Annotated in this window: 13 protein-coding genes; 10 read left to right on the forward strand and 3 right to left on the reverse strand. The window is 40.2% G+C overall.

The features are described from left to right. Window positions 1-51 precede the first annotated feature (51 nt). The 9 genes from infC to PASHI_RS08820 all read left to right on the forward strand — a co-directional run bounded on the left by infC (window position 52) and on the right by PASHI_RS08820 (window position 8,393). Window positions 52-615 carry a translation initiation factor IF-3 gene (infC, locus tag PASHI_RS08780; RefSeq protein ID WP_082389338.1) on the forward strand — a complete coding sequence of 188 codons (564 nt, stop codon included), beginning with the start codon at window positions 52-54 and terminating at the stop codon, window positions 613-615. A 208-nt stretch (window positions 616-823) separates the two neighbouring features. Further along, a complete protein-coding gene (gene rpmI, locus PASHI_RS08785; RefSeq protein ID WP_054554888.1) occupies window positions 824-1,024 on the forward strand; it encodes a 50S ribosomal protein L35 in 201 nt (66 codons plus the stop codon). Window positions 1,025-1,039: 15 nt separating this feature from the next. Continuing rightward, window positions 1,040-1,399, forward strand: a complete 360-nt coding sequence (rplT, locus tag PASHI_RS08790; protein ID WP_036968189.1) for a 50S ribosomal protein L20 — start codon at window positions 1,040-1,042, stop codon at window positions 1,397-1,399. Window positions 1,400-1,598: 199 nt separating this feature from the next. Then, window positions 1,599-3,395 carry a M14 family metallopeptidase gene (locus PASHI_RS08795; protein WP_062565305.1) on the forward strand — a complete coding sequence of 599 codons (1,797 nt, stop codon included), beginning with the start codon at window positions 1,599-1,601 and terminating at the stop codon, window positions 3,393-3,395. A 1-nt stretch (window position 3,396) separates the two neighbouring features. Next, window positions 3,397-4,038, forward strand: coding sequence for an MBL fold metallo-hydrolase (locus tag PASHI_RS08800; protein WP_062565306.1), 642 nt, complete (start codon window positions 3,397-3,399; stop codon window positions 4,036-4,038). Between the two features lie 145 nt (window positions 4,039-4,183). Further along, complete coding sequence (locus tag PASHI_RS08805; protein WP_036968198.1) at window positions 4,184-4,642, forward strand: Lrp/AsnC family transcriptional regulator; 459 nt, start codon at window positions 4,184-4,186, stop codon at window positions 4,640-4,642. A 144-nt stretch (window positions 4,643-4,786) separates the two neighbouring features. Next, window positions 4,787-6,343 (forward strand): SulP family inorganic anion transporter, encoded by a 1,557-nt coding sequence (locus PASHI_RS08810; RefSeq protein WP_062565307.1) that lies wholly within the window; start codon window positions 4,787-4,789, stop codon window positions 6,341-6,343. A 155-nt stretch (window positions 6,344-6,498) separates the two neighbouring features. Further along, window positions 6,499-7,572: a sensor histidine kinase gene (locus PASHI_RS08815; RefSeq protein ID WP_054554884.1), complete on the forward strand. Its 1,074-nt coding sequence runs from the start codon at window positions 6,499-6,501 to the stop codon at window positions 7,570-7,572. After that, entirely contained in the window at window positions 7,569-8,393 is an 825-nt protein-coding gene (locus tag PASHI_RS08820) for a LytR/AlgR family response regulator transcription factor (RefSeq protein WP_054554883.1), read from the forward strand. The genes PASHI_RS08815 and PASHI_RS08820 overlap by 4 nt, the downstream gene beginning before the upstream one ends. Window positions 8,394-8,637: 244 nt before the next feature. On the opposite strand, the gene pyk is transcribed toward PASHI_RS08820, so the two are convergent. Further along, window positions 8,638-10,071 (reverse strand): pyruvate kinase, encoded by a 1,434-nt coding sequence (gene pyk, locus PASHI_RS08825; protein WP_062565308.1) that lies wholly within the window; start codon window positions 10,069-10,071, stop codon window positions 8,638-8,640. Between the two features lie 423 nt (window positions 10,072-10,494). On the opposite strand from pyk, the gene gndA reads away from it, so the two are divergent. Next, entirely contained in the window at window positions 10,495-11,868 is a 1,374-nt protein-coding gene (gene gndA / locus PASHI_RS08830) for an NADP-dependent phosphogluconate dehydrogenase (protein ID WP_062565309.1), read from the forward strand. Between the two features lie 54 nt (window positions 11,869-11,922). On the opposite strand, the gene ansA is transcribed toward gndA, so the two are convergent. Then, on the reverse strand, window positions 11,923-12,933 hold the full coding sequence (gene ansA / locus PASHI_RS08835; protein WP_054561413.1) for an asparaginase: 1,011 nt from the start codon (window positions 12,931-12,933) through the stop codon (window positions 11,923-11,925). A 59-nt stretch (window positions 12,934-12,992) separates the two neighbouring features. Beyond that, window positions 12,993-14,858 (reverse strand): signal peptide peptidase SppA, encoded by a 1,866-nt coding sequence (gene sppA, locus PASHI_RS08840; protein WP_062565310.1) that lies wholly within the window; start codon window positions 14,856-14,858, stop codon window positions 12,993-12,995. Window positions 14,859-14,924 lie beyond the last annotated feature (66 nt).

A 14,924-nucleotide genomic window follows, 5' to 3' on the forward strand; every position in this document is an offset into this window, starting at 1 on the left:
AGCGTGTAGGGCAAAACAAACAGCCAACTACACGCTTTTTATTTTATATTCTTGGAGGATCGTACCATTAGAGGCGGCAAGAAAGGGCAACAAACAGCTCAAAAAAATCGTATCAACGAAGATATTACAGCTAAAGAAGTTCGTTTAATTGGCATCGACGGCGAGCAAGCTGGCATCGTGTCATTAAAAGAGGCGCAAGCTATCGCTGATGATGCGGGTGTAGATCTTGTAGAAATCAGTCCTAATGCTGAGCCACCTGTTTGTAAGGTTATGGACTACGGTAAGTTCATCTTTGAAAAAAGCAAAGAACTAAAAGAACAAAAGAAAAAGCAAAAGCAAATCCAGGTTAAAGAAATCAAATTCCGTCCAGGTACGGATGAAGGTGACTACCAGGTTAAGCTACGCAACTTACGCAAGTTCTTAGAAGCGGGTGATAAAGCTAAAATCACTATCCGTTTCCGTGGTCGTGAAATGGCTCACCAAGAAATTGGTATCGAATTATTAAACCGTGTTAAAGCCGATTTAGAAGATGTTTCACAAGTTGAATCATTCCCAAATCGTGTTGAAGGTCGCCAGATGGTTATGATGATGGCACCTATTGCTAAAAAGCAATAAACAGGGTATATTACGCACCGATTTTATTTCAGGTCTGCAAGTAACAGTTTACTGTTCACCTGAAATAACCGGTTATAAGTAAGGTTGCACTGCTTTTGTAGTGAGCCTTCACCGGACTATGGCAGTAAGTTAGGCCTTAAAAGTAGAGCTATTTTTATATCTCTCGCCTGCTTGCTAATTTTTAAGCAATACATTTGGAGTTATTGCAATGGCTTACAAGCTAAAAACTCACAGAGGCGCGGCTAAGCGTTTCAAGAAAACTGCTTCTGGCGGTTTCAAGCGTAAACAAGCGCATCTTCGTCACATTCTGACTAAGAAAACTTCTAAGCGTAAATTACACTTACGTCCTAAGATGATGGTTCATAAGAATGACCATGGTCTAGTTTCACGTATGTTACCATTCGCTTAATAGGAGTCTTCAGAAATGGCAAGAGTTAAACGCGGTGTTATCGCACGTGCACGTCACAAAAAAGTTTTAAAGCAAGCTAAAGGTTACTACGGAGCACGTTCACGTGTTTACCGCGTAGCTTTCCAGGCAGTTACTAAAGCGGGTCAATACGCTTACCGTGACCGTCGTGCTAAGAAACGTACTTTCCGTCAACTTTGGATTGCACGTATCAATGCAGCAGCTCGTCAAAACGGTCTTTCATACAGCCGTTTTATCAATGGTCTTAAAAAGACTTCTGTAGAAATCGATCGTAAGATCCTTGCAGATATCGCTGTTTATGACCAAGTTGCATTCGCAGCGCTTGTTGCAAAAGCAAAAGAAGGCCTAGCGGCTTAATTTCGCTTTTCATAAAGTTTAAAAAGGAGCCTAGTGCTCCTTTTTTTGATCTTAATTAATATTCATAACTAACAACGATTTTGCATAGCGTATGTCGTTTGCTCCATTTTTTTGTTGAATCACCGCAGTTTACGCAATCCATTCAGATTAGTTGTTATAATTTCCCCAATATAGAATAAGTACCGCACTTGAGAGTGATATGTTTGCGAGTTTAGTGTTTTTATCTGCTGCAGTAACTTTAGACAGCCACTTACCCCCACTGTTGCCATGGCAAGGCGATAGTGTGTCTTTAATGCAAGAAAAAGGACCTTTAACCACAGATTTTGAATTAAGCGAAGGCACTTTATCGCCTGATTATGCAGACACTATGGCGTTTGTAGATCGCCTTGTTGCCGCAAACCCAACACAATTCAAAGTAACGACTATTACGACAAGCAGTTCGGGTCGTGCGGTTAAGATGTTAGTGGCGAATGAGCAAGGTTTGTTTGATGCAAAACAACTTGTTGCTGATACAAAACCAACCATCTTCATTCAAGCAGGCATTCACAGTGGTGAAATTGATGGCAAAGACGCCATGTTTATGTTGCTACGCGATATTGCAACAGGTAAACGCCGCGATATTCTGAGCAAAGTCAATATTCTGTTTATTCCTATTTTAAATGTTGATGGTCACGAGCGCAGTAGCCAATACAACCGTATTAATCAGCGTGGCCCGATAGAAATGGGCTTTAGAACGAATGGTCTAAATTTAAATTTAAATCGTGATTACACTAAGCTTGATACACCCGAAGTACGCGGTGTGATGCAGGTTATTAATCAATTTAAGCCAGATTTATACGTGGATGTCCATGTAACCGATGGCGCTGATTACCAATATGATGTTACCTACGGCTATAATCCGGTTTTTTCTAGTGAATCACCAAGTGTGTCACAAGCGTTAGATAATCTATTTAAACCTGTTATTGATGCCAAACTCGAAAAAGCAGGGCATATACCAGGTCCACTGGTTTTTGTAATGGACAAGCGCGAATTTAAAAAAGGTTTAGCGGGGTGGGTGGCAACACCACGTTTTTCAAATGGTTGGGGTGATTTACGTTCATTACCAACAATATTAGTTGAGAACCACTCTTTAAAACCTTATAAGCAGCGCGTATTAGGTACTTATGTATTTATTGATGGTGCTATTGACGCTTTAGCTGCAAACGATAAAGCCCTTAATGAAGCGGTTCAAAAAGAGCTCGATTTTAAACCGACACAATTAGTTGTTGAACGCGGTTATGCTAAAGAGCCAGATACCATCGAATTTAAAGGGATCGCTTATTCAAGAACTGAAAGCGCATTGTCAGGGCAACCTGAAGTTAAATATTTAGGTGAAGCTAAAAACTATGACGCATTACCGGTTTTTTGGCAAAAAGAAGTTAAAAAGACCGTTAACGTTCCTGCTGCGTTTTATATTCCGCCGGCGTACAGCCAATTGGTAAGTAAGCTTAAATTACACGGCGTAGAGGTAACGACGTTGAATGGTTCTGTTTCTGAGCCATTAACCCAAGCAAGCGTTGCTGATTACTCATTTGCAAAAGCACCTTTTGAAGGACGTTTTCGTGTAGAGGCGACATTTGATTACAATACTGTAGAAAATGTCGATATGACCGGCTGGTACAAAGTCTCAACTGAGCAGCCATACTCAGAACTGGCTACACACTTACTACACCCAGAAGCGCCAGATTCATTCTTTGCTTGGGGCGAGTTTAATACTATTTTTCAGCGCACTGAATACGTTGAGAATTACGCTTTAATGCCTTATGCACGACAAATGCTTAAAGAAAAACCTGCATTGGCTTTAGAGTTCGATAAAAAAATTCGTGAAGATAAAAACTTTGCAAAAGATGCTGATGCTCGCTTGCATTGGCTCTATGAGCGTACACCGTTTTATGATCAAGGCTATTTAAAATACCCAATTTTAATGGCGTTTGAACAGTTACAAAAAGGACAATAACATGAAAGTGATTGCTGTTCCTGTTACTGGCTTTGCGCAAAATTGCCGCATTATCATTTGCGAGCAAACGAATAAAGCGGCCTTGGTTGACCCAGGTGGCGATGCAGACAAACTTCAAGCAGAACTTGCTGCTTTAAATTGCCAATTAGAGGCAATTTACTTAACACATGGTCACTTAGACCATGTGGGCGCTGCAAAGCAACTCGCAGAGCATTTTAGCGTTGATATCATTGGCCCACATTTAGATGATAAATTTTGGTTTGATGCCTTGCCAATGCAAGCGCAAATGTTTGGTTTTGCACCAATTACACCATTTTATCCAACGAAGTGGCTAAATCATGGCGATACAATCACCGTAGGTGAACTTGAACTATCTGTACGCCATTGCCCAGGGCATACGCCTGGTCATGTTGTTTTTTACCACCAAGGTTCAGAACAGGTGATAGTGGGTGACGTGATTTTTCAAGGCTCTGTTGGTCGTACTGACTTCCCGAAAGGGGATAGTGCGCAATTACTCGAATCAATTAAGTCGGAGATTTTATCATTCTCTGATGAAGTTGCTATTTTGCCAGGCCACGGTCCGAATACCACCGTAGGGCATGAGCGAAAAACAAATCCATTTATTAGCGGACGTTTTGGTTAATGCCAACGTGTAACAATAGTTAAGTAGTTTGTAAGTGGAACGGTATAAAATTGCAATTTTTTTGCATAAATAGTAGAAAATAGGCAGACTGATTTTTAAATCAGTTATATAATTTAACCAGTATTTTTACAGAAAAAGAAATAAAATGTCTCTGAACCAAGTAGATCGCCAAATTTTGGCATTATTACAGCAGGATGCTAGCTTATCTACGGCAGAAATTGCCGATAAAGTTGGTTTATCTCAATCTCCATGTTGGCGTCGTATTGCTAAGCTTGAGCAAGATGGCTATATCAAAGGTAAAGTTGCTTTGCTTGACGAGAAAAAGCTTGGCTTTGATATGTTGGTCTATGCCCATGTTCGTCTATCTAACCACGGTAGAACGAATCTAGCTGAGTTTGAGCGTTTAATTATGAGCTATGATGAAGTAACCGAGTGTTACAGCATGGCGGGTACCATGGACTTCATGCTTCGAATTATTTCAAAAGGTATTGAAGGGTATGAGCAGTTTGTTCGTGATAACCTACTAAACCTTGAGTTTGTTCAAGAAGTTCACTCAAATGTGACCATGACATGCGTTAAGCGTAGTACGTCTTTACCTCTTTAATCTTTTTCTACTACGTTTTATTTTTTCGAAAACGGTTAGTGCTTTTAGGTACTAGCCGTTTTGTTGTTAATAATTGTTAACTTTTGCGGATTTTGCTAGAATTCTGCGCCTTGCCGAAATGCATTCACTATAAAGAGGATCTTAATGTTTAACTTACTCAGCAAAGCGCCAAGCTCTGCTAAAAACGATATTCTATCAGGCTTGACCGTTGCGTTGGCATTGGTACCAGAAGCGGTTGCGTTTGCTTTTGTTGCTAATGTTGAGCCTTTGGTTGGTTTATATGCCGCATTTATTGTTGGCTTAATTACGGCTATTTTTGGTGGTCGTCCAGGTATGATTTCTGGTGCTACCGGTGCACTAGCCGTTGTAATGGTAAGTTTAGTTTTAGATCATGGTGTAGAGTATTTATTTGCTACCGTGTTATTGATGGGGATACTGCAAGTACTCGCAGGTATCTTCAAGCTCGGCAAGTTTATTCGCATGGTTCCGCACCCAGTAATGCTGGGCTTTGTAAATGGTCTTGCGATTGTTATTTTCTTAGCTCAACTTGGGCAATTTAAAGTACCAGACGGGATGGGCGGCCAACAGTGGATGGAAGGGCAAGCACTTTATATTATGCTTGGCTTAGTAGCGTTAACTATGGCTATTATTCATTTCTTACCTAAGCTAACCACTGCTGTACCTTCATCGTTAGCTGCCATTGTTACTGTAACAGCGATTGTGATTGGCTTTGATTTAGAAGCGCGCACTGTACTTGATTTCTTAAAAGGAATGACAGGCAATGAGCAAGCAACAATTGCCGGTGGCTTGCCTGAGTTCCATATTCCAATGGTGCCATTTAATCTTGAAACATTAAAAATTATCTTCCCTTATGCGTTAGTTTTAGCGGCAATTGGTTTAATTGAATCGTTATTAACACTGACCTTAATTGACGAAATTACTGAAACCCGAGGTCACAGTAATAAAGAGTGTATTGGTCAAGGCGCTGCAAATATTACCTGTGGTTTCTTTGGTGCAATGGGTGGTTGTGCGATGATTGGTCAATCTATGATCAATATTAATTCAGGTGGTCGCTCACGTTTATCTGGTATTAGTGCAGCATTAATACTGCTAGCATTCATTATTTTTGCAGCCAGCCTCATTGAGATGATCCCACTAGCTGCTTTAGTTGGCGTTATGTTCATGGTTGTACTTGGTACCTTCGAGTGGGCAAGCTTCAAAATGATGAAGCGTGTACCTAAGTCTGATGCTTTTGTTATTGTGCTTGTTTCAGGTGTAACCGTAGTAACAGACCTTGCGATCGCAGTATGTGTGGGTGTCATTGTTTCGGCTTTAGTTTTTGCTTGGCAGCATGCGAAACACATTTACACAAGCAATTACATCGATGAGCAAGGCTCTAAAGTGTATGAGCTTCATGGTCCTTTATTCTTTGGTTCGGTTAAGAACTTTGCCGAGCTATTTGATGTTAAAAATGACCCAGAAGACGTGATCATTGAATTCAAACATAGCCGTGTTGCTGATCACAGTGCGATTGAAGCGATTGACAGTCTTGCAGACAAATACGCAAAAGTGGGTAAGAAACTGCATTTACGTCATTTAAGCCCTGATTGTATTCAACTATTACACAATGCGCGTGATTTAGTTGAAGTGAATGTGATTGAAGATCCAAATTATAAAGTGGCTTCAGATAAACTAGCTTAAAAATAAAGCAGAGAAAAAGCGAAGGCTGTTGTGGCCTTCGCTTTTTTAATGTCTGAAGAATGCGGTAAGGCTATAAAAAATTAAGATAGGCGGCAGTGCTTTGTTCTCGTGACTATCGGTATAATAAAAATAATTATGAAAGGTAATCTGATATTTTGAATTGGCAATCATTAGTTGATAATCGACAACGCTTTTTCTGGGTTTTGCAAATTGCAGGCTGGATAGGTTATGCGTTAGTTAATTATATCGGCTCAAAAGTCTTTGAAATGCGTGATATTTACGTATTTGTTATTGTACTAAACGCTTATGCAGGCTGTTTAATGACAGTACCTTTACGTTATATGTATCGTAAAGTTTGGAATGCCTCACCTTGGGTATTAATGCTTGTCGTTTTTGGTGCTTCCTATGTCACAGGCACATTATGGGCCGTTGTACAAAAATTCAATTTATGGGAAATCTACCGTCACGGTTACCGTCCAAATGAATGGTTTTATTACTTTCAACAAGGGTTAGATTCGGTTTATATCATTCTTTGTTGGAGTGGTTTGTATTTTGGTATTAAGTATTACCAGCTATTGCAAAGTGAGCGACAAAAGGCCCTCAAAGCAACCACTATGGCTCACGAAGCTCAGCTGAAAATGCTGCGCTATCAACTTAATCCGCACTTTTTATTTAATACCCTAAATGCAATCTCAACCTTAATTTTGGTAAAAGAGAACAAAGATGCAAATTTAATGGTGTCAAAATTGAGTGACTTCTTACGATACACACTCAATACAGACCCAATAAAAAAGGTGCCATTAGAGCAAGAAATTCATGCCCTCATGCTGTACTTAGAAATTGAAAAAGTACGCTTTGATGAACGTTTACAAGTTAATGTAGATGTAAGCGAGCAGGCAAAAGAAGCCTTGGTACCAAGCTTGATCCTCCAACCTATTATCGAAAACTCGATAAAGTATGCGATAGCGCAACTAAATGAAGGTGGTGTGATTGATATTAAAGCACAAGTTTTTGCAAATGAACTATTATTGGAAGTAGGCGATAATGGTCCTGGTACTGAGCTTAAAAATGGCCAACTGGTTAATTCTCAAGGCGTTGGCATAGCTAATACACAGGACCGCTTAAAAACACTTTATGAGAACAACTACTCGTTTGTTCTCTCTGACAATACGCCAAGTGGATTAAAAGTTAATCTGCGCGTTCCGTTTGAAAAGGCTGTTAAGAAATGAGCAAAATTAGAACTTTGATCGTTGATGATGAACCGCTAGCAAGAAAAGGCTTAGCAGTTCGACTTTCTGAGTTTGACGATTTAGAAGTCATTCGTTTATGTAGCAATGGTCAAGAAGCAATTGATGAATGCTTATCGGGCAATATTCAATTGGTTTTCTTAGATATTCAAATGCCAAATATGAACGGTTTTGAAGTTGCAAGAGCACTTAGTGAGAGCGTAAATCCATTACCTGCTATTGTGTTTGTAACGGCTTTTGACCAGTTTGCAGTTAAAGCATTCGAGATTCATGCGTTGGATTATATTCTTAAACCAGTCGATGACAACAGACTAAAACAGGCGGTAGAAAAAGTGCATACCTATTTAAAAACGCAACAAGATAACGCCCATAAGAAAAAACTAGCGAGCTTTGTTGCAGGTATTACAGGCAATAATTGCGAAGAAATTTTAAAGAAGTTAGCAACTGGCGATAGCCTTGCTGACCGTCGTTATCCAGAATCATTAGCTGTAAAAGAGCAGGGCGAGATTGTTCGTGTGCCTGTTATTACAATTCAATGGGTTGATGCGGCTGGTGACTATATGTGTCTTCATTGCCAAGATGGGCAAACGCATATCCTTCGTAAAACAATGAAAGAGCTTGAACAAGAGCTTGATCCACAACTATTTGTGCGAGTTCATCGCAGTGCCATTGTGAATACTAAGCAAATTAGCAAACTTGTAACTCAAGTAAGCGGTGAGTATCTTTTAGTGCTAGATAACGGCCAAGAACTAAAAGTAAGCCGTAGCTATCGCGATAAAGTGAAAGCAGCGCTCGCGAGCTAATACCAACCCGCAATAATACTTAATCATTTTGAGGGATCAAACCTGTCGCTAACTGCGTTAAAAATTTCTCATTTAGAACAACTAAATAACGAAATTTTTGCCTTGTAATCAACGAGGTTTTATTGCCTCAAAATAGACTACTTAATTAAGCGGATTGGTATAATAGCTATTCAAAATTTAATAAGTTAAAAACAAAAAAGGCGCAATTATTAATTGCGCCTTTTTTATGAAAGTTCGTAACAGATTAAACAGTTACAATCTTCATAGTGTTTGTTGCACCAATAGTTTCCATTGCATCACCGTGAGTTAAAATCACAGTATCACCAGCTACTAGTGAGCCTTGCTCAACAAGCGTGTTTAATGCATCACGTACCATGCTTTCGTCTTCACACTTCGTTGAATCGAAAAATACAGGATAAACACCACGGTAAAGTGCTGTTTGGCCCAGCGTACTTGGATGACGTGATAATGAATAAATAGGTAAACCAGAGCTGATTCGCGACATCAATTTAGCTGTGCTACCTGATTCAGTCAGAGTCACTATAGCTTTAACAGAATCTAAGTGGTTAGCTGCATACATCGCAGATAATGCAATTGATTCAGCATTTGATGAAAAACGGCTGTCTAAACGGTGCTTAGAAACGTGCGTTTCTTTTTGTGATTCAGCACCTAAACAAACGCGAGCCATAGTCGCTACTGTTTCTTCAGGGTAGTCACCAGCGGCTGTTTCTGCAGATAACATAACTGCATCAGTACCATCTAATACGGCGTTTGCTACGTCCATAACCTCTGCACGTGTTGGCATAGGGTTATCGATCATTGATTCCATCATCTGTGTTGCAGTAACAACAGTACGGTTAAGTGAACGAGCACGGCTAATGATAAGCTTTTGCTTACCAACTAGGGCTGCATCACCAATTTCAACACCTAAGTCACCACGAGCAACCATTACAGCGTCAGAAGCAAGTACGATATCGTCAATTGCTTCAACAGTTTCAACGGCTTCTGCACGTTCGATTTTCGCTAATAGTTGTGCGTTTGAGCCAGCGGCTTCTGCTAAAGAGCGAACATAACGCATGTCATCACCACTGCGTGGGAATGAAACAGCAATATAATCAACGCCAATCTCAGTAGCAGTGATTAAATCTTCTTTATCTTTATCAGTGAAAGCAGGGGCTGTTAAACCACCACCTAAACGGTTGATACCTTTGTTATTTGAAAGTACGCCACCAACAGTAACAGTCGTGTGAACTAGGTCACCGTCAACGTTATCTACTGTTAATTGAATTAATCCGTCGTTTAATAACAGTAAGTCGCCTGTTTTAACGTCGTTAGGTAGCTCTTTATAGTCGATACCTACTGCATTAACGTCGCCTTGGCCTTTTTCCATTTTTGCATCAAGGGTAAATTTTGCGCCAACTTCTAGGTTTACTTTACCGTCTTTAAACGTTGATACACGAATTTTAGGACCTTGTAAGTCAGCAAGGATAGCAACGTGTTTGCCTAAACGCTTAGCAATACTGCGTACCGCTTCTGCACGGTCTTTGTGATCTTGTGCTACTCCATGTGAGAAGTTCAAACGAACCACATTTGCACCTGCACGAATAATTTTTTCTAGGTTGTTATCGCGATCGGTTGCCGGTCCAAGGGTCGCAACAATTTTTGTGCGTCTTAGCATCAAATTCTCCTGTGCGCTCAAATATATTAAGCGAATTGATGGTTATCTATTAAAATGTCGTGCTATAAACCTTTAATATAGGCTTATACATAAGCACAATGTAGAACTCATAAGTAAAAAATGATTGTTTTTACTTATGAGAATCTGGCTCTTTGTATTAATTATAGAGTATACAAAGGGTGAATGACGTTATTATGACACCGGTGTCAGGTAGCGTCAATACACATACCTTTTTAAAGGGTATTATAAAAATCTGGTCCGATGCCTTGGTTATTTTGATATACTGAGTGCAACGTCGCTTCATGATTTCGATGATTTATCTCAAGTTGGCTGTCAAGCTCGCATTTTTGGGCTGCTTGGGTATAATGCGCGCGTAATTATTTTGATTAACTAACCAATAGTTGTTACCGAGGAGGACACTAAATGCAAGTTGCATTAGTAGGGTTAGGCGTTATGGGTAAAAATCTTGCCCTCAACCTGATTGAAAAAGGGCTGACATTAGTAGCTTATGATAAAAACCCAGATGCGGGTGCCGAGTTACTAAGCTGTGCGAAAGCACTAGGTTTGGCAGACCGTTTACATATTGTGTCTGATTTAAATGATATGGTTAGACGCTTAGAGCCGCCTCGTTCGATTCTTCTTTTAGTTCCTGCTGGTGAATTGGTTGATAAAGTATGTACAGAGCTTGCAGAAGCAGGTGTTGACTGTGATGACATTATCGTAGATTGCGGCAACAGTAACTACAAAGATGGCATTAGCCGTAAACTTAAATATCAAAACAAATTTGAATTTGCCACTATGGGTATTTCTGGCGGTGCAGAAGGCGCACGTCACGGTCCTGCAATGATGGCAAGTGGTTCAGAAGGCGGCTGGGAGCGTGTTGAGCCGTGGTTTGAAAAAGTAGCGGCAAGCTACAAAGGTGAGTCGTGTTTTGCACGTGTAGGCCAATCTGCAAGTGGTCACTTTGTGAAAATGGTGCATAACGGTATCGAATATGCGTTAATGCAATTAATTGCAGAAATGTATCAACTATTACGTTTAGGTACTAATCGTTCACCAAAAGAAGTGGCTGACATTTTCAATGAATGGTCTGAAGGCACTTTAAATAGCTACTTATTGTCAATTTCAAGCCATATCTTAAGCCTTGAAACGACAGAAGGTGAGCCGCTAGTTGATTTAATCGACAATAAAGTTGGCGCGAAAGGTACAGGTTTATGGACTGCACAAAATGCCTTAGAGCTTGGTATTGCAGTGCCATCACTAGTTGCAGCTGTTCAAGCACGTCACTTAACAAATACTTGTGATACGCATGCTGCTAAAGAAATGACTTACGCTGCTAAAGCAACTGATACCGTTGATTTAGACTTAGCAGAGCTAAAAGATGCATTCACATTGGCAAGTTTACTTGCTTACCGTCAAGGTTTAGCGCTTATCAAAGGTGCGTCTCGTGCTCATCAGTGGAAAGTAGATCTTTCTAAAACGCTACAAACGTGGCGCGCAGGTTGTATCATCCGTGCTGATTACTTAGACAATGTAGCTGAAGGTGTAGAATTTATTGATTCTATGCAGAGTGAATCAGCAGCATTACGTAAGGTAACGGGTGCAGCAGTTGCATCTGGTCTTGCATTCCCAGTGTTAACTGCAACGCAAACTTACATTGCGACGTTAACAACACCAAGTAATGGTCACCTTGTTCAAGCACAACGTGACTACTTCGGTGAGCATGGTATTAAAACTCATAGTGGTGAGATTTGCCATTTAACAGACTTAGTTGAGATTGACGAAAAAGTTCGTTAATTATCAAAAAGCATAAAAAAGGCACCAATTGGTGCCTTTTTTGTATTTGCTGTATTAACGACTTAGCTCACCGCGCAGGTTGTCTTGCATCAAGTGACGAATTGTTTCTACTTCAAGCTTTTGACTAAATAAGTAGTGTAACTTGGTCAAACAGGCTTCTAATGTCATATCGTAGCCACTGATCACACCACAATTTAATAAGGCATTACCGGTTGCATAACCGCCCATATTAACTTGGCCTTTTAAGCACTGCGTTAGATTAACAATTACCATACCGCGTTTACTTGCATCATTAAGAATATCTAAGAACGCCGGATCTTGCGGGGCATTACCTACGCCAAAACTTAATAAAACTAGTGCTTTGATGTCGTCATTAACTAAACTTTTAACCACTTTTGGGCTGATCCCAGGATAGAGATAAAGCACACCTATTGGCTGTGGCGTGATATTTGACACCTGTAGTTCGTTATCAACGTAAGGGCTTAATTGCCCTTTGATCAGTTGAATATTAATTCCAGACAGTGCTAATGGTTCAAGGTTCGGTGATGCAAAGGCATCAAAGCCATCAGCATGGGCTTTTGTTGCACGGTTACCGCGGAATAATTGGTTATTAAAAAACAGGCTTACTTCAGCAATTGGGTAATTGGCGGCTAAATACATGGCATTAAGTAAGTTTACTTGGCCATCAGAACGAAGTTGCGACAATGGAATTTGTGAGCCTGTCACAATCACAGGTTTTGTTAGGTTTTCGAACATGAAAGACAAAGCAGAAGCTGTGTAGGCCATGGTATCGGTACCATGCAAAACCACAAAGCCATCATAGTCTTGGTATTTACTCTTAATATCGTCAGCAATTAATTGCCAGTGGGCAGGGGACATATCTGAAGAATCAATGAGCGGGCAATATTCGTGAATATCAAACAAAGGCATTTCATCACGATTAAACTCTGCATTATTGACCACTGTTTCGGTTAAAAAACCTTCTGCCGGAACATAGCCACGGCTCGATTTTTTCATACCGATAGTACCACCCGTATAGGCGATATATATACGTTTACGTTTCATAAAAAAAGCCCAGTTAAATAACTGGGCTTAGTATACCTAAAATCGCTTAGCTAAGTAACTTATTGAACTACATTACACACTAAACAACGAGCGTAAACGCCTTGTGGATCGTTGTAATCTTTTAGGTTATCAATTTCACTACTTAACTGATTAATAAGGCTTTGTAAGTTGGCTTGTGTTGCTAGTACTGATTGTGATGAATCAGACTTAGCAAAGAAGCTCTTAACAGCCGCGGTGCCAAAGATATCTTGCAGCATTTGCTCCTGTGGTGTTAATGACTGTTTGATGGTCTTAACATCATAATGATTAAGCTTAGCAAGCTCAGCTGCCGCCTTAATTGCATCTTGCTTATCACCAAGTTTATCAACTAAACCTAGTTCTTTTGCTTGAGTTGCAATCCATACACGGCCTTGGGCAATTTTATCAACTTGCTCAGGGGTCATGTTACGCGCTTCAGCCACTACATTTAAAAAACGTTTGTATGCATTTTCAACGCTCATTTGAATGATATCTGACATCTTCTCATCAAGTGGGCGTGCAATAGAGAAGCCAGCGAGGTCTGTTGTAGCAACGCCATCTGAGTAAATACCTAATTCAGCCATTGTGTTTTCAAATGTCATGAAAGTACCGAATACACCGATTGAACCTGTAATTGTGCTAGGGGCTGCCCAAATTTCATTGGCTGCAGATGCAATCCAGTAACCACCTGATGCTGCCACTGAGCTCATTGAAGCGATAACTGGTTTACCCGCTGCCTTAAGAGCTAATACTTCAGCACGGATAACTTCAGAAGCAAACATACTACCACCACCTGAATCGATGCGTAGTACTACGGCTTTTACTTTGTCGTCAAGACGCGCTTTGCGAAGTAGGGCTGCTGTAGAGTCACCACCAATTTCACCTGCTTTACGCTCGCCATCAACAATGGTGCCTTTCGCAACAACCACAGCTACTTTTTCAGTGATTGGGTTATCGAACTCAACAGGCGGTTTTACCAGCGATAAATACTCACGGAAGCTTACTTGCTTAAAGGTTTTGCCTGTTTCTTCTGCACCAACTAACTCAATAAGCTGTTGGCGAATTTGTTGTGAGGTTTTTAAAGAATCAACCCACTGATTATTTAACGCGTACTGACCCGAGTTACCGTCAACTGCTTGCATTTTTGCAAGGTAAACATCCATATCTTCATCGAAATTACTTTCATCGAATGGACGGCTTGCAGCAACGTCAGTTTTATACTCGTTCCAAAGTGCAGTTAACCAAACGCTATTCGCTTCTTTTGCCGCATCTGACATGTCATTTCGAATAAATGGCTCAACCGCTGACTTGTAAGTACCCACACGGAAAATATGTTGAGTTACTTTTAATTTTTCAAGCGCATCTTTGAAGTAAAGCGGGAACATACCGTAGCCTTCAATGCTCACACCACCATAAGGGTGCATAGACACTTCATTAGCGTGGGCTGCAATATAGTATTGAGCTTGTGTATAGTAATAGCCCGTTGCAATAACTTGCTTGCCTGCATCTTTAAAGGCATCAATTGCTTTAGTTATTTGTTTTAGCTTATTGATGTGTGCACTTGGCATTTTTTGTAGGTCAAGAAGCATCACACTGATGCGATCATCCTTAGTTGCTTGGTTGATCACTTCAACAACATCATCAAGAAGAATTTCTGATGGTGCTTCTTTACCCATAGTTGCATCATTGATTGCTGCTTCTACAGGATCAACATACGTTTTTTCTTCAACAATAGGGCCATTTAAGTTTAGGCGTAGCACGGTTCCGTCTGCTACTTTTACTTGGTCTTCTTCACCTGTGATGGCAACAAAGAAGAGTATTACTAGTAATAGAAATAATATGTTTAGGACCAAACGGCGGGAGAAATTAATCCCGGTCCAAATGCCTTTAAATATCTTTGCTAGCAAAATAAATCCTTAATTCAGTACAGCTTAGTAGTGATCTCATCTTAGCTTAGAATAACTTTAAAATTA

It is taken from the genome of Pseudoalteromonas shioyasakiensis (genome assembly GCF_001550135.1).
Lineage (GTDB): Bacteria > Pseudomonadota > Gammaproteobacteria > Enterobacterales > Alteromonadaceae > Pseudoalteromonas > Pseudoalteromonas shioyasakiensis.